Source organism: Streptomyces sp. YKOK-I1, assembly GCF_054660435.1.
Genome location: NZ_BAAGDR010000001.1, coordinates 8,078,841 through 8,097,377, shown reverse-complemented (window position 1 = coordinate 8,097,377; position 18,537 = coordinate 8,078,841). Strand labels below are relative to the sequence as shown.

The 18,537-nt window shown below is 74.3% G+C and carries 15 protein-coding genes; 2 read left to right on the top strand and 13 right to left on the bottom strand.

Going from position 1 to position 18,537, the window contains the following annotated elements; translation table 11 throughout:
* Positions 1-201 precede the first annotated feature (201 nt).
* Entirely contained in the window at positions 202-621 is a 420-nt protein-coding gene (locus ACYQ8Q_RS35945; protein ID WP_460070833.1) for a DUF6278 family protein, read from the bottom strand.
* A gap of 165 nt (positions 622-786) precedes the next feature.
* Here ACYQ8Q_RS35945 and ACYQ8Q_RS35940 point away from each other — a divergent pair, with 165 nt between their 5' ends.
* Positions 787-2,511 carry a GDSL-type esterase/lipase family protein gene (locus tag ACYQ8Q_RS35940; protein WP_460070832.1) on the top strand — a complete coding sequence of 575 codons (1,725 nt, stop codon included), beginning with the start codon at positions 787-789 and terminating at the stop codon, positions 2,509-2,511.
* Positions 2,512-2,531: 20 nt separating this feature from the next.
* Here ACYQ8Q_RS35940 and ACYQ8Q_RS35935 read toward each other — a convergent pair whose 3' ends face one another.
* The 9 genes from ACYQ8Q_RS35935 to ACYQ8Q_RS35895 all read right to left on the bottom strand — a co-directional run bounded on the left by ACYQ8Q_RS35935 (position 2,532) and on the right by ACYQ8Q_RS35895 (position 13,763).
* Complete coding sequence (locus tag ACYQ8Q_RS35935; RefSeq protein WP_055634558.1) at positions 2,532-3,311, bottom strand: exodeoxyribonuclease III; 780 nt, start codon at positions 3,309-3,311, stop codon at positions 2,532-2,534.
* A gap of 30 nt (positions 3,312-3,341) precedes the next feature.
* A complete protein-coding gene (locus ACYQ8Q_RS35930; protein ID WP_460073622.1) occupies positions 3,342-3,977 on the bottom strand; it encodes an MBL fold metallo-hydrolase in 636 nt (211 codons plus the stop codon).
* A 52-nt stretch (positions 3,978-4,029) separates the two neighbouring features.
* Complete coding sequence (pcaDC, locus tag ACYQ8Q_RS35925; protein ID WP_460070831.1) at positions 4,030-5,361, bottom strand: bifunctional 3-oxoadipate enol-lactonase/4-carboxymuconolactone decarboxylase PcaDC; 1,332 nt, start codon at positions 5,359-5,361, stop codon at positions 4,030-4,032.
* A gap of 170 nt (positions 5,362-5,531) precedes the next feature.
* Positions 5,532-8,051, bottom strand: coding sequence for an SWIM zinc finger family protein (locus tag ACYQ8Q_RS35920; RefSeq protein ID WP_460070830.1), 2,520 nt, complete (start codon positions 8,049-8,051; stop codon positions 5,532-5,534).
* Complete coding sequence (locus ACYQ8Q_RS35915; RefSeq protein WP_460070829.1) at positions 8,051-10,921, bottom strand: DEAD/DEAH box helicase; 2,871 nt, start codon at positions 10,919-10,921, stop codon at positions 8,051-8,053. The genes ACYQ8Q_RS35920 and ACYQ8Q_RS35915 overlap by 1 nt, the downstream gene beginning before the upstream one ends.
* Positions 10,922-10,982: 61 nt before the next feature.
* Positions 10,983-11,576, bottom strand: a complete 594-nt coding sequence (locus ACYQ8Q_RS35910; protein WP_460070828.1) for a sugar kinase — start codon at positions 11,574-11,576, stop codon at positions 10,983-10,985.
* Positions 11,573-11,731 (bottom strand): hypothetical protein, encoded by a 159-nt coding sequence (locus tag ACYQ8Q_RS35905; protein WP_460070827.1) that lies wholly within the window; start codon positions 11,729-11,731, stop codon positions 11,573-11,575. Before ACYQ8Q_RS35905 ends, ACYQ8Q_RS35910 begins: the two co-directional genes overlap by 4 nt.
* Complete coding sequence (locus ACYQ8Q_RS35900) at positions 11,728-12,876, bottom strand: ROK family glucokinase (RefSeq protein ID WP_460070826.1); 1,149 nt, start codon at positions 12,874-12,876, stop codon at positions 11,728-11,730. The genes ACYQ8Q_RS35905 and ACYQ8Q_RS35900 overlap by 4 nt, the downstream gene beginning before the upstream one ends.
* A 149-nt stretch (positions 12,877-13,025) precedes the next feature.
* Complete coding sequence (locus ACYQ8Q_RS35895) at positions 13,026-13,763, bottom strand: GntR family transcriptional regulator (RefSeq protein WP_460073620.1); 738 nt, start codon at positions 13,761-13,763, stop codon at positions 13,026-13,028.
* 129 nt (positions 13,764-13,892) lie between these two features.
* On the opposite strand from ACYQ8Q_RS35895, the gene ACYQ8Q_RS35890 reads away from it, so the two are divergent.
* A complete protein-coding gene (locus ACYQ8Q_RS35890) occupies positions 13,893-14,897 on the top strand; it encodes a Gfo/Idh/MocA family protein (protein WP_460070825.1) in 1,005 nt (334 codons plus the stop codon).
* 63 nt (positions 14,898-14,960) lie between these two features.
* On the opposite strand, the gene ACYQ8Q_RS35885 is transcribed toward ACYQ8Q_RS35890, so the two are convergent.
* From ACYQ8Q_RS35885 to ACYQ8Q_RS35875, 3 genes are all read right to left on the bottom strand, one after another.
* Complete coding sequence (locus ACYQ8Q_RS35885; RefSeq protein ID WP_460070824.1) at positions 14,961-15,635, bottom strand: response regulator; 675 nt, start codon at positions 15,633-15,635, stop codon at positions 14,961-14,963.
* A gap of 19 nt (positions 15,636-15,654) precedes the next feature.
* Positions 15,655-16,938: a sensor histidine kinase gene (locus ACYQ8Q_RS35880; RefSeq protein ID WP_460070823.1), complete on the bottom strand. Its 1,284-nt coding sequence runs from the start codon at positions 16,936-16,938 to the stop codon at positions 15,655-15,657.
* A 261-nt stretch (positions 16,939-17,199) separates the two neighbouring features.
* Complete coding sequence (locus tag ACYQ8Q_RS35875) at positions 17,200-18,018, bottom strand: MHYT domain-containing protein (RefSeq protein WP_460070822.1); 819 nt, start codon at positions 18,016-18,018, stop codon at positions 17,200-17,202.
* Between the last annotated feature and the right edge of the window lie 519 nt (positions 18,019-18,537).

Below are 18,537 nucleotides of genomic sequence, written 5' to 3'. Positions count from 1 at the left end.
TGGCAGCAGCGTCCCCGGTTCTGCCGCCGCGGCGGTCGCGACCCCGGTTCTGGGGGATGAACGGCCCATCCTAGTCGCCCCCTTCAGTGCTTGAGAATCTTGGAGGAAACTATCCAGCGCGGCTCCGCCCCAGGACACGACACGCACCCCTGGGACATAAGCCGTATTTACGTCGGCCTTATACCGCTGACGTGCGAGGGCTCAGGCCTCGGCCACCTCGCCGTACAGCTGGGACAGTTCGGGCACTCCACTGGCCGCCCACGCACGCCCGGAGTCCACGACGTCGAACTCCCGCCCCGAGGCGAGCCGTACGACGGGCTGCCCGTCCACCCGGAACTGCCACCCGGCGCCGGGCACGGTCCGCACGATGACCGTACCCAGGTAGAGCCCGGCGTCGTTACCGAGCCAGGGCAGGGTCTCCTCGTCGTCGCGCCAGCGCGGCACCATCTGGTCGAGCGCCTCCAACGAGGCGACCGTGTCGTCGAGTCTGATCCCCGCCCGGGCCGCCTGGGAGCGCAGCAGCTCGCACTCGGAGAGGAGCTCCGCCACCCCCTCGGGGTCGGCGGCCAGGACCGCTTCACCGTGCTTCTTGCGCCTGTTGCCCAGGAAAGGGATGTCCATGCCTCCAGCGTGTCATTCGCACCGACGTGCGCACCACAGGCGCGCTGGCACGTACGTACGGTCGAATCCTCCGCCCGGGCCCGCATGGCGCGTTGACCGGGCCCCGCCCGCTGCCCAGCGTCGCGAGGCGCTGCCGGCCGACGGGTGTGCGGGAGGGATCGGTTCATGCGCCGACGTGCGTGGGGGGTCGCCCTGGCCCTCGTCTGGTCCGGGCTGTTCCTCGCGCCCGCGCGGGCCGTCGCCCCGCCGCTGCCGCCCCCGCTCCAGGCGTGGTACGACAACGCCTCCACCGTGGACCTCGACGGCGCGGGCAACCATCTGCCGGCCTCCGCCCTGGCCGCCGCGGGCTGGCTCCCGGGACGCGCGCCGACCGTACGGGGCGCCCGGCTGGCCTGGCCCCCGCACCCGCCGGGCTCCCCCGACAACGTCCGCGCCGCCGCGCAGACCGTACGGGCCGACGGGCACGGCGACGCCCTCGCCTTCCTGGTCACGAGCACCGGCGGCCGGGCGGCGGGCGGCCCGGGCAGCGTCACCTACGCCGACGGCACACGCTCCCCCTTCCTGCTGACCGCCCCCGACTGGCGCACCGGCCCGCTCGCCACCAAGGCCTTCGCCCTGGCGCACCTCGGCACCCCCGGCGGGCCCGTCACCGAGCGGCCCCGGCTGTACGTGGTGACGGTCCCGTTGGCCCGGGGGCGCGAGGTCGTCTCGGTACGGCTGCCCTTCGCGCCCCGGCTGCATGTGTTCGCGCTGGCCGTGCGCCCCGCGCCGACGGACTGGACCGGCACCTGGGCGGCCTCGCCCTCCGCGTCGGCGGCGGTCGGCCCGTGGACCGACCGCACTCTGCGGCTGGTGGTGCACACCTCGGTGGGCGGGCCCCGGGTACGGCTCCGCTTCGACAACGCGTTCGCCTCGGCGCCGGTGCGGATCGGGGCGGCGACGGTGGCGGTGCGTTCGGCGGGCGCGGCACCGCGGTCGGCCCCGGTGCCGCTGTCCTTCGGGGGCCCGCCGGGCGTCGAGGTGCCCGCGGGGGCGCAGGCGGTCGGCGATCCGCTGCCGTTCACCGTGCCCGCGGACACGGATCTGCTGGTGAGTCTCCATCTGCCCGGCACGGTGACCGCGGTGCCCTGGCACGGCCTCGCGGTGCAGCGGTCGTACCTGAGCGGACCGGGCGACCACACGGCGGACGCGGACGGGACGGCGTACCCCGCCACGATCGGGACCTGGCCCCTGCTGACCGGGGTGGACGTGGGCGGCGGGCCCGGTGCGGTGGTGCTGCTCGGGGACTCGATCACCGACGGCGACCGGTCCACGGTGGGGGCGAACCGGCGCTGGCCGGACGCCCTCGCGGCCCGGCTGCGCCGACAGCACGCGGTGCCGTCCTACGGCGTGCTCAACGCGGGGATCGCGTCGAACCGGGTGGCGGCCGACCGCTACCCGGGCGACGGGATCGCCCCGGTCGGCGGCGGGGTCAGCGCCCCGCACCGGCTGGACCGGGACGTCCTCGCGCAGACCTCGGTCCGCACGCTGGTCGTGTTCGAGGGCATCAACGACCTGCGGGACGGGACGGCGGCCGCCGCGGTGGCCGCCGGGCTGCGGGAGATCGCCGGGCGGGCGCGGGCGCACGGCCTGCGGGTGCTCGGCGCGACGCTGCCGCCCTGCGGGGGCTCCGCGGGCTGCACGGCCGCCGTGGAGGCCGAGCGGGCCGCGCTGAACGCCTGGATCCGGACCACCGGCGCCTTCCACGCCGTCCTCGACTTCGACCGCGCCCTGCGCGACCCCGCCGCCCCGGAGCGGATGCTCGCCACGTACGACAGCGGGGACCATCTGCATCCCGGGGACGCGGGGTACGCGGCGCTCGCCGGGGCGGTGGACCTGCGGCTGCTGTGAGCGCCGGACGTGGGTGAGGGCTAGACGTCGAGGTCGACGACGACCGGCGCGTGGTCGGAGGCGCCCTTGCCCTTGCGCTCCTCGCGGTCGACGTAGGAGTCCTTGACGGCCTTCGCGAACGGTTCGTTGCCGTAGACCAGGTCGATGCGCATGCCGCGGTTCTTGGGGAACGCCAGCTGACGGTAGTCCCAGTACGTGAACGGGTGGTCGTACTTCAGGGGCCGTGGGACGACGTCGGACAGGCCGGCCTCGCGCAGGGAGGTCAGGGCGGCGCGCTCGGCCGGGGTGACATGGGTGAGGCCCTCGAAGGCCGCCACGTCGAAGACGTCGTCGTCCGTCGGCGCCACGTTGTAGTCGCCGAGGACGGCGAACGGGCGGCCGCCCGCCGCGTCGCCCGCGACGGCCGCCTTCAGGGCCTCGAACCACTGGAGCTTGTAGGCGTAGTGCGGGTGGTCCACCTCGCGGCCGTTCGGCACGTACACCGACCAGACGCGGACCGGGCCGCAGGTCGCGGAGATCGCCCGGGGCTCCACGGAGCCGTCGTAACCGGGGTCGCCGGGCAGGCCCTTCACCACGTCCTCGATGCCGACCCGGGAGATCACCGCCACGCCGTTCCACCGGCCGGTGGCGTTGACCGTCGCCTCGTAGCCCAGTTCGCGCAGCTGGTCGAAGGGGAACTGCTCCTCGGCCAGCTTGGCCTCCTGCAGGCACAGCACGTCCGTGCCGCTGCTCTCCAGCCAGGCCAGCAGCCTGGGCAGGCGGGCGGTGATCGAGTTGACGTTCCAGGTCGCGATGCGCATGTCCTCCAACCTACCGGGCGCCACCGACACTCACAGTGCCGCGCTCTCCCCGGACGCCAGCCTGAGGTGCGGCGCGCCGCCGAGGGCGCCGATCTGGTTGTCGTAGATCGGGCGGGCGAGGTCGGTGAGCAGGGCGTCGTGGATGTCGTAGGCGCGCTGCGGCCCCACCTCGCGGACGTAGTCGATGACCTCGGAGATCTTGCTCCAGGGGGCCATGACCGGGAGCATCAGCGTCTCGACGGCCCGGTCGGGGACGGTGAGGGCGTCGCCGGGGTGGAAGAGGCGGCCGTCGTCGATCAGGTAGCCGACGTTGGTGATGCGGGGGATGTCCGGGTGGATGACGGCGTGCAGTTCGCCGTGGACCTGGACGTCGAAGCCGGCCGCGGTGAAGGTGTCGCCGTGGCCGACGGTGTGGACACGGCCGGGGAAGGCCGCCGAGATCTTCTCCGCGACCGAGCGCAGGGTCCAGATCTCGGCGGCGGGATTCGCGTCCAGGGCCGCCCGCAGCCGCTCCTCACTGAAGTGGTCCGGGTGCTCGTGCGTGACCAGGATCGCCTCGGCGCCGACGGCCGCGTCCGCCTCGCTGAACCCGCCCGGGTCGAGGACGAGCGTGCGCCCGTCCTTCTCCAGACGGACGCAGGAGTGCGCCTTCTTCGTCAGCTTCATGGTCGTCATGCTCGTCATGGGGTCCATCCTGCCCCGGCGCGGGCGGCGCGGCTCAGTCGACCGGGGTGGTCTCCTCCCGGATGATCTGCTGGGCCACCCGGAAGGCGCTGTTGGCCGCCGGTACCCCGCAGTAGACCGCCGCCATCAGCAGCACCTCCTTGATCTCGTCGGGGGTGAGGCCGTTGCGCAGGGCGGCCCGGGTGTGGAACGCGAGTTCGTCGAGGTGACCCCCGGCGACCAGGGCGGTGAGCGTGACACAGGAGCGCGACCGCCGGTCGAGGCCGGGGCGGTCCCAGATCTCGCCCCAGGCGTAGCGGGTGATGAACTCCTGGAAGTCCCCGGAGAAGTCGTCGGCCTGGGACAGCGCCCGGTCCACGTGCGCGTCCCCGAGGACCTCGCGGCGCACCTTCAGCCCGGCGTCGTACGGATCCGGGCGGCCCATGACCTGCACCGGCTCCTCGACGGGGGCGGGCGCGATCTCGGCGATGGCCACCGGCTGCGGCGGCGGGACCGAGGTCTGGAGCTGGGTCAGGGTCTGGTTCGTCACCGCGCGGACGGGGATGCCCGGCACGGCCGTCTGCCCGGTCGTGGTCTCGTAGGCGGGCTGCCAGGCCGTGGAGAAGTGCCGCACCAGGAGGTCGGTGACGGCGGCGGGCTGCTCCACCGGGACCAGATGGGAGGCGCCGGGTACGACGGCCAGACGGGCGTCGGGGATGCCGGCGACCAGGGTGCGCGCCTCGGCGGGGCCGGTCACCTGGTCGTCGGAGCCGACGAGCACGAGCGTGGGGACGCCGATCCGGCCGAGTTCGGCGCGGACGTCGAACGCGGCGAGCGCCTCGCAGGCCGCGATGTAGCAGCCGGGATCGGTGGTGCGCACCATCTGCACGGCCCACTCGGTGATCGCGGGCTGCGCCGCCGCGAAGCCGGCCGTGAACCAGCGGTCGGGCGAGGTGCGGGCGATGGGGTCGAGCCCGTTCGTACGGACGATCACCCCGCGCTGGCGGAACTCGTCCGCGGTGCCGAACCTCGGCGAGGCGGCGATCAGCCCGAGCGAGGCGACCCGCTCCGGGTGACGCAGTGCCAGTTCCACGCCGACCGCGCCGCCGAAGGCGCAGCCCGCGTAGCCGAAGCGCTGCACCCCGAGCCCGTCGAGGGTGGCGAGCAGCCGCTCGGCGAGATCGGACACGGAGCCGGCCGGGTAGGCCGGGGCGCCGCCGTGACCGGGCAGGTCGTACCGGAAGATCCGCCACTGCTGGGCCAGTTCGGGGACCTGACGGTCCCACATGTGCCAGGTGGTGCCCAGGGAGGGCCCCAGGATCAGGACCGGGGCGTCTTCCGGCCCGTCAAAGCGGTATTGAAGGGTGCTGGACGTACTCTCACTCACCCGGCTCACGCTCCCACATCTCACGGCTTCTCACGCACCTGGGTCGGAACCCCGTGCGGCCCGTCCCACTTTGTGGAAGCGTCCGCCCTGTGTGGCGGCGTCGGGAAGGCCCTCCGGCGGGCACGGCCCGCGGCACCGGTGCGCGTGCATCGTACAGACGGTGCGGTCCGCTACGGCTCCTCGGTGCCGCCGAGGCCGGTCAGGGCGCCCACCGGGTCGGGGTCGGGGGTGCCGCGGGGCCACCAGTCGTCGTGGCCGGGCTCGGACTCGTACGGGTACCACAGGCCGTCGCGGCCGAAGCGGAGCTGGACATGGCCGCCGGGGTGGGTGAGGTGGTTGCGCCAGGGGCGGAAGGCGGGGAGGTCGGCGGCGAGGAGGAGCGGGCGGGCCCGGTCGAAACGGCCCGCCGGCGGGTCCCAGGGCTCCTCCAGGACGGTGAGGCCGTCCGGTCCGCCCTGCCGCCAGGCGGCGACCGCGCGGGCCAGTTCGGACGGGGTGCGGCCGGCGGCGGAGGCGAGCGAGGCGTACAGGGCGCGGGTGGCGAGGGTGAGTCCGGAGCCGGGACGGGCGGCGGCCAGCCGTACGGCGTCCTGCCACAGGGTCAGTTCGCCGATCTCGTCGTGGCCGGTGGCGAGCAGGGCGTGGGCGCGCGCGGCGGCGTCGGTGGCGAGCTGGTCCAGGGCGAAGGAGTCGGGGCCGTTCGGTGCGGAGGGGTAGGCGGGGGGCTGCTCCGGGTGCGGCGGGACGGGCAAGGGGGCGGGCAGCGGCGGCAGTCGACGCGCGGGGCCGGGGGCGAACACCTCCGTGGCGCGGACGCCCGGCAGGGTGGCCGGTTCCCGCTCCTGGGCGGCCCGGGCCGCGCGGGCGGCGTTACGACGGGACAGCGCGTCCAGCAGTTCGCGCTCGCCCCGGCCGCGCAGCAGGAGCAGCACGAACGGGTCGGCGTCCAGCAGCCGCGCGGTCTGGTAGCAGAGGGCGGCGGCGTGTTTGCAGGGGTGGGCGCGGTCGGGGCAGCTGCAGTGCGGTTCGAGGTCGCCGGGGCCGGGGAGCAGCGGCACCCCGCAGTCGGCGAGGGACTCCGGCATCTCCTTGTCGAGCAGTGCGGCGATGTGCGCGGGGCGGTCCACCGCGGCGGCCAGGAACCGCTCCCAGTCCTCGTCCCCGAGCGTCCGCAGCCGCACCTGTACGCGGTACGGGCGGGGCCGGCTGCCCTGCACGTACGCGAGGACGAGTCCGGGGGTGACGGTGATGGCGTCCACGTGCCCCCGCTGGGCGTAACCCCGGCCCCGGGCCAGCCGCTTGACGTCCAGCGCCCCTTCCTCCAGCGCGGCCACCCAGGCATGCCCCCACCAGGTCTCGGCGAACCGGGCTTCCTCCCCCTCTCCGGGCCCCGGGAGGGCCGGAAAGGCGGGAAAGGTACGCCGGTGCTCCCCGTCACGGGAGGGGGCGGCCATGGAGCGGGGGGAGACGGGGGTGGGAGCGGAGGCAGCCTGGGGTGGGCCGGGGAATGCGGCTGGAGTGAGAGGAGTCGGGTACGGCTCGTGGGCGGGGCCGGGGCGGGGTGCGTCACCGAGTGTCGGGGTGGGGCGTGGGGTGAGGCGTGGGGTGGTGTCGGGGGTGGTGGCGGCTCGGTCCGGTGCGGGGGTGGGGCGTGGGGCGATGTCGGGAGTTGTCGCGGCTCGGTCCGGTGCGGGGGTGGGGCGTGGGGCGATGTCGGGAGTTGTCGCGGCTCGGTCCGGTGCGGGGGTGGGGCGTGGGGCGGCGTCGGGGGTGGTGGCGGCCGAGTCAGGTGCGGTGGACGGGGGCAGGTCGTCGGAGGGCATCCGGAACGCGTCGGCGAGGGACTCCCGTACCAGCCGGGCGCGTTCGCGGGCCTTGCGGTCACCGCCGGCGGGGTCCCTCGGGCGGCTCGGGCGGCGCAGGAACGGGTCGGCGGTGCCGGGGACGGCGGGACGTTCGGCGCCCCTGGTCCTGGCGGACGGCCGGGGCCGCCCGGCGTCCGGCTCCCCCGGTTCGGCCGCGTTCCGCCGCGCCTGGGCCCGGGCGGCCCGCAACGCCTCCCGCGCGATGTCCCCGGGACGGGCGGTCGGCCTGGGGGAGTTCACGTCGGGGGCGCCCGGGTCGACAAGGTCCCCCGTGGCGGAGCCGCGCAGCGCGGAGTCGGCAGCCGAGGCGGGCCCGCCCACGGTGGAGTCGGTTGCCGAGGCGGGCCCGCGCACGGTGGAGTCGGTTGCCGGGGCAGGCACGCCCACGGCTGAGTCAACGGCCGGGACGGGGCCACCCACGGCTGAGTCCGTGGCCTGGGCGGGGCCACCGCCCGGGAAGGGACCGCCGTCCGGGACGAGACCGTCGTCCGGGGCGGCCGTCGGGTGTGGTGCGGCTTCGGTGGGGGTGGCTTCGGGTGGTGTCTTCTGTCGTGTCGGGGGAACCAGGTCGTCGCGGACGGGCGGGGTCTCCCCCGCACCGGGTCCGACCGGTGCCGGTGCCTCGCCCCGGCTCCCCCGCTCCCGTGCCGCCCGCAGGGCGCGCCGTGCGGCATCGGCCGGCCGCTCGGCCGCCGCCGTGTCGCCCGCCCCCGGCGTCTGCACCGGCTCCTCCCGTGCCGCCCGCAGGGCGCGCCGTGCGGCGTCGGCCGGCCGCTCGGCCGCCGGGTCCGTCACCGGCTCCCCGCGCTCCTCCCGCCCGCTCATCACGCCTCCCTCCGCAGTCGCACCAGGTCGGTCAGCTCACTGTGCGTCAGCTCGGTGAGGGCGGCCTCGCCGGAGCCCAGGACGGCGTCGGCCAGGGCCCGCTTGGAGGCGAGCATCTCGGCGATGCGGTCCTCGACCGTGCCCTCCGTGATGAGGCGGTGCACCTGGACGGGCTGGGTCTGGCCGATGCGGTACGCGCGGTCGGTGGCCTGTTCCTCCACCGCGGGGTTCCACCAGCGGTCGAAGTGGACGACATGGCCCGCGCGGGTGAGGTTCAGGCCGGTGCCGGCGGCCTTGAGGGAGAGGACGAGGACGGGGGTGGCGCCGGCCTGGAAGCGGTCGACCATGTGCTCGCGTTCCGGGACCGGTGTGCCGCCGTGCAGCAGCTCCACCGGGATCGCCCGGTCGGCGAGGTGGGCGGTGATCAGCCGGGCCATGCCGACGTACTGGGTGAAGACCAGCACCGAGCCGTCCTCGGCGAGGACGGTGTCCAGCAGTTCGTCGAGGAGGGCGAGCTTGCCGGAGCGGGCGGCCAGCCGCTCTCCGACGGAGACGGTCTCCTCCTTCAGATACAGCGCGGGGTGGTCGCAGATCTGCTTCAGCGCGCCCAGCAGCTTCAGCACCAAGCCCCGGCGAGCGATCCCCTGTGCCGTCTCGATGGCGAGCAACGACTCACGCACCACCGCCTCGTACAGGGAGGCCTGTTCACGGGTGAGCGGCACCGGACGGTCGGTCTCGGTCTTGGGCGGCAGTTCGGGGACGATCCCGGGATCGGACTTCTTGCGGCGCAGGAGGAAGGGACGGACCAGACGGGCCAGGCGCTCCACCGCCTGCGCGTCCTCGCCGTTCTCCACCGCGCGCGCGTGCCGGGCACGGAAGGACTTCAGGGGGCCGAGGAGGCCGGGGGTCGTCCAGTCCAGCAGGGCCCACAGTTCGGAGAGGTTGTTCTCGACGGGGGTGCCGGTGAGGGCGACGCGCGCGGGGGACGGGATCGTGCGCAGTGCCTTCGCCGTCGCCGAGTAGGGGTTCTTCACGTGCTGCGCCTCGTCCGCGACGACCATGCCCCACGGCTGGGCGGCCAGTGTCGCGGCGGTGGAGCGCATGGTGCCGTACGTGGTGAGGACGAAACCGCCGGTCAGGTCGGCCAGGGAACGGTCGGGTCCGTGGAAGCGGCGGACGGGGACGCCGGGGGCGAAGCGGGTGATCTCGCGCTGCCAGTTGCCCAGGAGGGAGGCGGGGCAGACCACGAGGGTGGGTTCGATGCGCTCCCGCTTGAGGTGCAGGGCGATCAAGGTGATCGTCTTGCCGAGGCCCATGTCGTCGGCGAGGCAGCCGCCGAGGCCGAGGGAGGTCATGAGGTCCAGCCAGGCCAGGCCGCGGAGCTGGTAGTCGCGGAGGGTGGCGTGCAAACCGGGGGGCGGGGCCGCCGGGTGCACCCCGGCCGTGAGGCGGTCGCGCAGGGCCGCGAGGGCGCCCACCGGCACCGCCTCCACGCTCTCGCCGTCGACCTCGGCGGTGCCGGTGAGGGCGGCGGACAGGGCGTCCACCGGGTCCAGCAGGCCCAGTTCGCGCCTGCGGGCCTTGCGGACCAGCGCCGGGTCGACCAGCACCCACTGGTCACGCAGCCGCACCACTGGCCGGTGGGCCTCGGCCAGCGCGTCCATCTCGGCCTCGCTGAGCGGGTCGCCGCCGAGCGCCAGCTGCCAGCGGAACCGGAGCAGTTCCTCGCTGTCGAAGAAGCCGGTGCCGTCGGTCGCCGAGCCCGGCGCGGGCCGGACCACCGCCGTGGCGCTGAGGTCCTGCGCCAGGTCCCGCGGCCAGTGCACGGCGACCCCGGCCGCCGCGAGCCGGGTCGCCGCCACGCCGAGCAGATCGCCCAACTCGTCCTCGGAAAGGGCCAGTACGTCGGGCGTGGGCTGTTCGGCGAGCCGGGCCAGCGGCGGCCACACGCGCGCCGCGCGCCGCACGGCGAGGGCGGCGTCCACGCGCGCGCGGGGTCCGAAGGCCGTGTCCGCCTCGCCCGCCCACAGGGCCGCCGCGTCGGTCACCAGGGTGGGGTCGGCGAGGCTGTGCACCTGGACGATCGCGGCACCGGCGGCGCGTCCGCGCCCGCCGTCGTCGGACGACGCGTCGGAGGCGTCGAACATGTCGTACGCGGACAGGTCGAGGCGGAGCGAGACGCGCACGCCCGCGTCCATGCCGGCGGCGACCTCCGCCGCCCAGTCGTGCGCTCCGGGCAGCCGCTGGGGGCGGCGGTCGGCGAAGGGTTTCCCGGCGGCGTGCGGCGCGGCCGGGGTGCGGGGCAGGGTGTCGGCGACGGCGTCCAGGAAGGCGCGCACCAGGGCCTCCGGCTGCGGCAGCCGGAGCGGTCCGGGGCCGGGCAGGGGGACGGCGTGCCCCTCGTGGGGCAGGGCTGCGGCGATCGCGCGCAGATGCGCGATGTCCTCCGGATCCAGAGGGCCGGCCCGCCAGGCGTCCTGGCCGGAGGGGGTCAGGCCGGGGAGCAGCCGGCCCCGGGCGGTGAGCCGCAGCGCGTGCAGCGCGGCCGCGCCCCAGCAGGCGGTGGCGGGGTGGGCGGCGGGGTCGCGGCGGGCGTGCACCAGCAGCGGCAGCGCCCGGTCCAGGGGCAGGGTCAGGGCGGGGACCTGTTTACGGCGGACGGTGGCGCCGTGCGGGCGGACGACGGTCAGCTCGGTCAGGTCCACCGGGGCGGGCGGCGGGTCCCAGGCCGCGGTGGGGTCCCAGAACACCATGCGGCCCTCGCGCGGGAGCGGGGCGGGCAGGAAGACCGCGGCGAGGCGCACCGGGACGCCCGCCCGTTCCGCCGGAGAGCTGTCGCCCGTACGCACTTGTCCACCTCCCGCCCGCATCCCGGATCACTCGTCTTCGACTCTACGGGCGGGGTCTGACAACCGGTCCCGGCGACCTGTCCTAGGGAACCGTGCGCGAGACGACGTACACGAAGGGGTAGACGGGGTTGCCGTAGTTCACGACGACGTCCAGGGTGGGCGTGGGGTTCTTCTTCTCGACGACCATGCCGTAGAACTGGCCCGTGCGGGCGCCCGGTCCCTTGAACCGCCAGCCCGTGATGCCCTGGTCCCGGGCGCTGATGGTGATGTCGCCGCGCCTGAGGTCGGTCCGGGCGGCGCCGATCTGGCGCAGGAACTGGTCGAGGCCGGCGTGCGTGGTCTGGAACTGCACGTAGAGCCGGCTGGTCTTCCAGTTGTTCGTCTCGTAGTAGGCGACCTGGTTGGACGGGTGCGGGACCGGCACCTGGTAGAGGCGGCGCTGGACCTTGGAGGGCCAGCCGGCGGTCAGGCCGGTCGCCGAGTACTTCGCCTCCTTGTCCTTGCCGCTGTCCCGGCTCTGGTTGGCGGAGATCACCAGGTACCCGGCCGGGACGCCGATGAGCAGCACGATGATCAGCAGGGTGAGCGCCCTGCGCCGGATCACATGGCGGCGGTCCTCCGGCGGCCGGGGCGGCTCGTCGGGGGGCGCCGCCTGGCGGGGCAGCGAGGCGGTCATGCGATGTCCCTGGTGGTGCGGGCGGTGCGGGCGGCACGGATGTCACAGATGGTGCGGATGGTGCGGAGGTAACCCGTGGTGCGGATGTCGCGGGTGGTGCGGGCCCCACGGCCGGGGCCGGACGCGGGGGTCGTGCGGGGTGGTGCCTGGATCATGCCGTGTCCCGGGTGCGGCGGGCGGCGTCCGTGAACCGTTCGAAGCGCTCGTAGCGCTCGACGCGGCGCCGCTTGGCGCGCCGGAAGCGGCGGGCGACCAGGCGCGCGAGGTCCGCGGCGCCGACCATGCCGGCCTCGGGGCCGAGCTGGGCGCGGACGATCCGGGCCTCCGGGCGGTAGCCGCGCCCGGTGAGCTGGCGCTTGAAGGCGTCGCGCGCGGGGGCGATGAGCAGCTCGTCGGCGGCCGACACACCGCCGCCGATCACGAAGCAGGAGGGGTCGAGCGCGGCGGCCAGGTTGGCGATGCCGACGCCGAGCCACTGGCCGATGTCCTGGAGCAGCTCGATGCACATCGCGTCGCCCTCGCGGGCCAGCTCCGTGATCATCGGGCCGCTGATGTCGCCGATCTGGCCCTTGACGTGCTCGATGATCCCGTACGCCACCGGGGAGTCGGCGGCGGCGAGCTCCTTGGCCTCCCTGACCAGGGCGTTCCCGGAGCTGTACTGCTCCCAGCAGCCGCGGTTGCCGCACGGGCAGCGGTGGCCGCCGGGCACCACCTGCATATGCCCGAACTCACCCGCGACGCCGTACTTGCCCCGCTTGACCTGGCCGTCCTCCAGGATCGCGCCGCCGATGCCGGTGCCCAGCGTGATCATGACCAGGTGGTCCTCGCCGCGGCCCGCGCCGAAGCGCCACTCCGCCCAGGCGGCGGTGTTGGCGTCGTTGTCGACGAGGACGGGGACCGAGAGGCGGCCGGAGAGGCGGTCGCGCAGCGGCTCGTTGCGCCAGGACAGATGGGGGGCGAACAGGACGCGGTTGCGGTCGGCGTCGACCCAGCCGGCCGCGCCGATGCCGACGGCGTGCACGTCGTGCCGGTCGGAGAGGTCCAGGACCAGTTCGACGATGGTGTCCTCGACGACCTTGGGGCTCTTCGACTTGTCCGGGGTCTCGGTGCGGACCTTCTCCAGGATGTTGCCGTCGGCGTCCACGACGCCCGCCATCACCTTGGTGCCGCCGATGTCGATGCCCACCGTCGGCACGCGGGGCGCCGTCAGGTGTGAGCGGCGCTCTCTGGTGCCCACTGTCCGCAGTGCGGGGGCACGCCTGGAGCCGATGGGGGCGCTGAAGTTGCCGTAGGTGCTCATCAATGCCCGATTCTGCCTCACCCTCCGGGTGGGTGCTGTGCGGGGGAGCAAAGGGGAATGCACGCCGTGTGCCGAGTGCGGGTGCATCGGGGCTGGTCGCGCAGTTCCTCGCGCCCCTGAGGTCCGCCGCAGCAAGGCCCGGACAGACCTCAGGACCGTACGAGCAGCTGGAACTCGAAGGAATAGCGGCTCGGGCGGTAGATGTGGTCGCCGAATTCGACCGCGCGGCCGGTGTCGTCGAAGGTGGTGCGCTGCATGGTGAGCAGGGGGGCGCCGGGCTCCTCGGCGAGGCGTTCGGCCTCGGCGGGGGTGGCGGCCCGGGCGCCGATGGACTGGCGGGCGCTGTGCAGGGTGATCCCGGCGGCCCGCATCAGGCGGTACAGCCCGGTGGCCTCCAGCTGGCCGGTGTCCAGGTCGAGCAGTCCGCCCGGGATGTGGTTGCAGAGGTACGCCATCGGCTCCCCGTGCGCGAGCCGCAGCCGTTCCACCCGGTGCACCTCGCTGCCCTCGGCGACCGCGAGCGCGGCGGCGACCTCGGCGGAGGCGGGGACGACGGTGTTGACCAGGACGGACGTGGCGGGGCGCTGGCCGGCCGCCTCCAGGTCGTCGTAGAGGCTGCTGAGCTCCAGGGGGCGCTTGACCTGGCTGTGCACGACCTGGGTGCCGACGCCCCGGCGGCGCACCAGCAGCCCCTTGTCGACGAGCGACTGGATCGCCTGGCGCACGGTCGGGCGGGAGAGGCCGAGCCGCGCGGCGAGCTCGATCTCGTTGCCCAGGAGGCTGCCGGGGGTGAGCGATCCGTGCTCGATCGCGGCCTCCAGCTGCTGGGACAGCTGGAAGTACAAGGGCACCGGGGAGCTTCGGTCCACGCGGAGTTCGAGCTGCACGGTCGGGTCCACTTCTGGTTTCGGCACCCGCCGAGCGTAGCCGCGGGCGCTGTTGACGGGAAGTTGTGTAGTTCGGTTGTCCGGACATACGGATTGACATCGTGCGGCCTGCGAGGTCACTTTGTTTTCATGCGCATCGGGGTCATCGGGACGGGCCGCATCGGCACGATTCATGCGAACACACTCAGCCGTCACCGCGAGGTCGGATCCCTGATCCTGACGGACGCGGACCCCGCGCGGGCCCAGGAGCTCGCGCTGCGGCTGGGCGAGACGGCCGCCCCCGGGGTGGACGAGATCTTCCGCTGGGGTGTGGACGCGGTCGTGATCACCACGGCCACCGCGGCGCACGCCGAACTGATCGGTCGGGCAGCACGCTCCGGGCTCCCGGTGTTCTGCGAGAAGCCCATCGCGCTGGACCTGGCGGGGACCTTACAGGCGATCGGAGAGGTCGAGGCCGCGGGAACGGTGCTCCAGATGGGGTTCCAGCGGCGCTTCGACGCGGGCTACGCGGGGGCCCGGGAGGCCGTGCGGTCCGGTCGGCTCGGGCGGTTGCACACCGTGCGGGCGCTGACCTCCGACCAGTCGCCGCCGCCCGCCGAGTGGCTGCCGCTGTCCGGCGGGATCTACCGGGACGCCCTGATCCACGACTTCGACTGTCTGCGCTGGGTGACCGGGCACGAGGTGCGCGAGGTGTACGCCACCGGGTCCGACGCCGGTCCCGCGATGTTCCGGGCGGCGGGGGACGTCGACACGGCCGCGGCGGTCCTCACCCTCGATGACGGCACCCTCGCCACCGCCACCGCGACCCGGCTGAACGGCGCCGGCTACGACGTCCGCATGGAGCTGGCCGGGGAGCTCGACCAGATCGTGGTCGGTCTGGACGACCGTACGCCGATCGCCTCCACCGAACCCACCGGTCCGCCGGCCGCGGACAAGCCCTGGGGCGGCTTCCTGGAGCGCTTCGGGCCCGCGTACGAGGCGGAGCTCATCGCCTTCGTGGAGGTGCTGCGGGGCGGGCGCGCCAACCCCTGCGACGGGCGGGAGGCGCTGCAGGCCTTCCGGATCGCGGAGGCCTGTGACGTCTCGCGCCGGGAGCGCCGGCCGGTGTCCCTGGCGGAGATCCCGGGCGCGTGAGCCCACCCTCCCCCTTCCCCTCACCGCGTCACCAGCGCACCGGCAGGCTGCGTCAGAAGGGCACTAGTGCCCGTCCTCGCCGTCCAGGAGGCCCGCGTCGTACGCCAGCAGGGCGATCTGCACGCGGTTGTTGAGGCCGAGCCGGGCCAGGATGCGGGACACGTGGGCCTTGACGGTGGCGACGCTCATGAAGAGCACGGCGGCGATCTCGGCGTTGGACAGGCCCCGGCCGACCGCGACGGCGACCTCCCGCTCGCGCTCGGCGAGGACGGTGAGCCGCTCACGCGCGCGGGTGCGCCGGGTGTCGGCGGCGGATCCGGCCGCGTGGTCGATCAGCTGCCGGGTGACGGCCGGCGACAGCACGGGGTCGCCGCCCGCGACCCGGCGCACGGCGTCCAGGATCTCGGCGGGCGGGGTGTCCTTGAGGACGAAACCGGCGGCACCCGCGCGCAGGGCGCGCAGCACCTGCTCGTCGGCGTGGAAGGTGGTGAGGACCACGACCTGCGGGGCGTCCGGGCGGCGGCGCAGCCGTTCCGTGGCGGTCAGGCCGTCCACGGCGGGCATCCGGATGTCCATCAGGACGACGTCGGGGCGGACGCGGTCGACGAGCGTCTCGGCCTCCCCGCCGTCGGCGGCCTCACCGACGATCTCGATGTCTTCTGCACCGCCCAGCATGAGGGACAGACCGGCGCGCACGAGGGGATCGTCGTCGACGAGGAGGAGTCGGATCGCAGTCATGGCCCCACACAACCACGGATCACGAGGGGGCCGTCCCCGGCCACGGCAGCCAGCCGCGCACCTCGAACCCGCCGTCGTCCCGGGGCCCGTGCGCCAGCCGTCCGCCGGCCAGGGTCGCCCGTTCGGTCAGCCCGATCAGGCCCTGGCCGGAACCGGGGACGGCCGGGATGTCGCCGTCGGGGGCGGCGTTGCGCACGAGCACCGTGAGGCCCTCGCCCGGACCGCCCCCGACGGCGACCTCGGTCTCCGCACCCGGGGCGTGCTTGCGGGCGTTGGTGAGGCCCTCCTGGGCGATGCGGTAGGCGGTGCGGCCGACGGAGGCGGGCACGGCGGCGGGGTCGGTGACACGCTGGTCGAGGGTGACCTTCAGACCGGCCTCGCGGGACTCGGCGACGAGGGCGTCCAGGGCGGCCAGCGTGGGCTGGGGGCGTCCGCCGTCGTCGGATTCCCCGGCCCGCAGGACACCGATGATCTCGCGCAGGTCCTGAAGGGCCTCGTGGGCGCTCTCCCGGATGACACCGGCGGCCCGCGCGATCTCCTCGCGAGGCGCGTCCGGGCGGAACTCCAGCGCGCCGGCGTGCACGCTCAACAGGGTCAGCCGGTGCGCGAGCACGTCGTGCATCTCGCGCGCGATGGCCTCACGCGCCAGCCGCTGCGCCTGCTCGGCCCGCAGCCGCGCCTCCGTCTCGGCGCGCCGGGCCCGGTCGCGCAGGCTCAGCACGAGCTGCCGCTTGGACCGGACGAACATGCCCCAGCCGATGACCGCGACGGTGACGATCACGGTGAACACCACCGCCGCCGGGTACGCCAGGTCCGGCTCGGGGCGCAGCCAGACGAACAACGGGACCAGCGCGAGGTCGGCACCGCCGACGAACGCCACGTACCGGAAGGGGCGGTGCACGGCGAGGGTGAACAGGGCGACCATGCAGGCGCCGCCCGCGGTGTCGGAGAGGAACCCGACCGGGATCATCGCCACCGCGAGGCCGAGCGGGCGGCGGCGGCGCAGCCAGAGCGCGGCGCAGGACAGCACGCCGAGGAGCTGGTCGGTGACGACGAGGGCGCGCGGAAGGTCGTCGGCGCCGAGGCTCTCGGAGGCGATCAGGCCGACGACTACGGCCAGCAGGAAGCAGGTGAAGTCGACGGCCCAGTCCCGCGCGGTGCGCCGGGGCCGCCGCCCCGACGTCCCGGGATCCGTGTCGAGTTCGGCGACCAGCGCGGACGGCAACAGCCATCTGCGCCGTACGAGTCCCGGCGCCGTGCCCAGCGCGTCCGGTGTCCGTGCCGTGCCGTCCTGTCCCCTCATGGTCGGCAAATCTACGCAGTGGGGAGCGCCGGCACCTCCCTGTCGGCGCGAGCGTCGACGAAGGTCGCGCCCCCGTCCACTTTCGGACCGCCCCGCCCGGCGGCCGCGCGCCTTCCGTCCCGGCCGCACCGCCCCACGGCCGATGCGGTCCTGGGCCGGATGCGCGAGTTCGCCCACGGGCGGGTGGGACTCGTGCAGTGGGTCGGCCTTCCGGAGAGCCGGGGGCCGGACCGACCGGCCGCGCGGGCCGGAAGCGTACGCCTACCAGGAGCCGTACTGCTGCGAGGGCTGGGCGGAGTAGTCGCCGGCCGGGTGCTGTGCCGCGGGCGCCGCCTGGTTCCAGTCGTCGTCGCCGAGCATCATGTCGGGGTCGAACATGACGATGACCGCGGCGATCAGCAGGACCGCGAGGGGGCCGGCGAGCATGACGAGGAGGAACGACAGCAGGCTGGTGGAGGACTGGGCGACGGCGGACGTGCCGGTGAGGTGGACGGAGACCGCGGCCATGCCGGTGTAGTGCATGCCCGTCACGGCCACGCCCATGACCAGGGCCGCGCCCAGGCTGGACCAGAGCTTGTGGATGGAGACCGCCGCCCAGAGGGCCGCGGTGGCGGCGGCGACGGCGATCGCCACGGACAGCCCCACCGTCACGGTGTCGTAGTGCAGGGTGCCGTTGGTGTGGATGGCGCCCATGCCGAGGTAGTGCATGGCCGCGACGCCGAGGCCGGTGACCGTGCCCGCCGTCGCCAGGTTCGCCGGGGAGCCGCCCCGGTAGCCGACGAGGAACACACCGAGGGCGACGACGACGATCGCGACGACCAGGCTGAGGAGCGTCTTCGTCGTGTCGTAGCCGACCAGGGCGCCCTGGACGCTGAAGCCGATCATGGCGATGAAGTGCATGGTCCAGATGCCGCAGCCGATGGCGACGGCGCCCAGCGCCAGCCAGGCGGCCCGGCGGTGCGGCCGGCGCAGCGACCTCGTCGTGCACCGCAGCCCCAGCGCCGCGCCCAGACAGGCCATCAGATACGCGGAAACCGGAGTCACCGCGCCGTAGTAGAAGTTGGAGACGGTCGCGGTCATCGAGGGTTCCCTTCACGTGCGTTTCGGCTCGGCCGGTGGCCCTGACCCGGGCGCACGGCAGTCCTGACAGGGGATGCAGGACACGGGGGATCCGGTCGATCAGATCAAGCCACCTGGCCGAGTTGTGCATGATTCAATCACACAAAGCGCACACATCCTCCACATTGCGCATCCGTTCGCCGAATCGATACTTCAGCACCTGCCGCCCGAAATGCTGCCCAAATCACTCATTCCGGACCGACGAACCCCGGGGCGCGCACCCGCCTTCGCCCGGCCGGCCACATTTCTGGAAACCCGGATATCTGGATTTATTCACGGTCCACAAGGTCGAACTGATATGCGGGTGCAATTGGTCGTGCTTTTCCGGGGAGGGGCGGGCTTCGCGCGCTCGGCGAGAGCGCTGTATGCGCCCTGCCTGCGCAAGCCGGCCTTACGTTACCTTCACTTCGTGGACGCAAACCGGTCACAGTACCACTCCCCTCGGGGGGTGAAACGGTCCGGCGTTGCCACTGCATCCGT

Excerpts from the sequence above, each read along its gene's own strand:
- ACYQ8Q_RS35890 (WP_460070825.1), top strand. The coding sequence starts at position 13,893 with ATGCGCATCGGGGTCATCGGGACGGGCCGCATCGGCACGATTCATGCG.
- ACYQ8Q_RS35900 (WP_460070826.1), bottom strand. The coding sequence starts at position 12,876 with ATGAGCACCTACGGCAACTTCAGCGCCCCCATCGGCTCCAGGCGTGCC.
- ACYQ8Q_RS35910 (WP_460070828.1), bottom strand. The coding sequence starts at position 11,576 with ATGACCGCCTCGCTGCCCCGCCAGGCGGCGCCCCCCGACGAGCCGCCC.
- ACYQ8Q_RS35875 (WP_460070822.1), bottom strand. The coding sequence starts at position 18,018 with ATGACCGCGACCGTCTCCAACTTCTACTACGGCGCGGTGACTCCGGTT.
- ACYQ8Q_RS35885 (WP_460070824.1), bottom strand. The coding sequence starts at position 15,635 with ATGACTGCGATCCGACTCCTCCTCGTCGACGACGATCCCCTCGTGCGC.
- ACYQ8Q_RS35940 (WP_460070832.1), top strand. The coding sequence starts at position 787 with ATGCGCCGACGTGCGTGGGGGGTCGCCCTGGCCCTCGTCTGGTCCGGG.
- ACYQ8Q_RS35905 (WP_460070827.1), bottom strand. The coding sequence starts at position 11,731 with ATGATCCAGGCACCACCCCGCACGACCCCCGCGTCCGGCCCCGGCCGT.
- ACYQ8Q_RS35945 (WP_460070833.1), bottom strand. The coding sequence starts at position 621 with ATGGACATCCCTTTCCTGGGCAACAGGCGCAAGAAGCACGGTGAAGCG.
- ACYQ8Q_RS35930 (WP_460073622.1), bottom strand. The coding sequence starts at position 3,977 with ATGAAGCTGACGAAGAAGGCGCACTCCTGCGTCCGTCTGGAGAAGGAC.
- ACYQ8Q_RS35915 (WP_460070829.1), bottom strand. The coding sequence starts at position 10,921 with ATGCGGGCGGGAGGTGGACAAGTGCGTACGGGCGACAGCTCTCCGGCG.
- ACYQ8Q_RS35920 (WP_460070830.1), bottom strand. The coding sequence starts at position 8,051 with ATGAGCGGGCGGGAGGAGCGCGGGGAGCCGGTGACGGACCCGGCGGCC.
- ACYQ8Q_RS35880 (WP_460070823.1), bottom strand. The coding sequence starts at position 16,938 with ATGAGGGGACAGGACGGCACGGCACGGACACCGGACGCGCTGGGCACG.
- ACYQ8Q_RS35935 (WP_055634558.1), bottom strand. The coding sequence starts at position 3,311 with ATGCGCATCGCGACCTGGAACGTCAACTCGATCACCGCCCGCCTGCCC.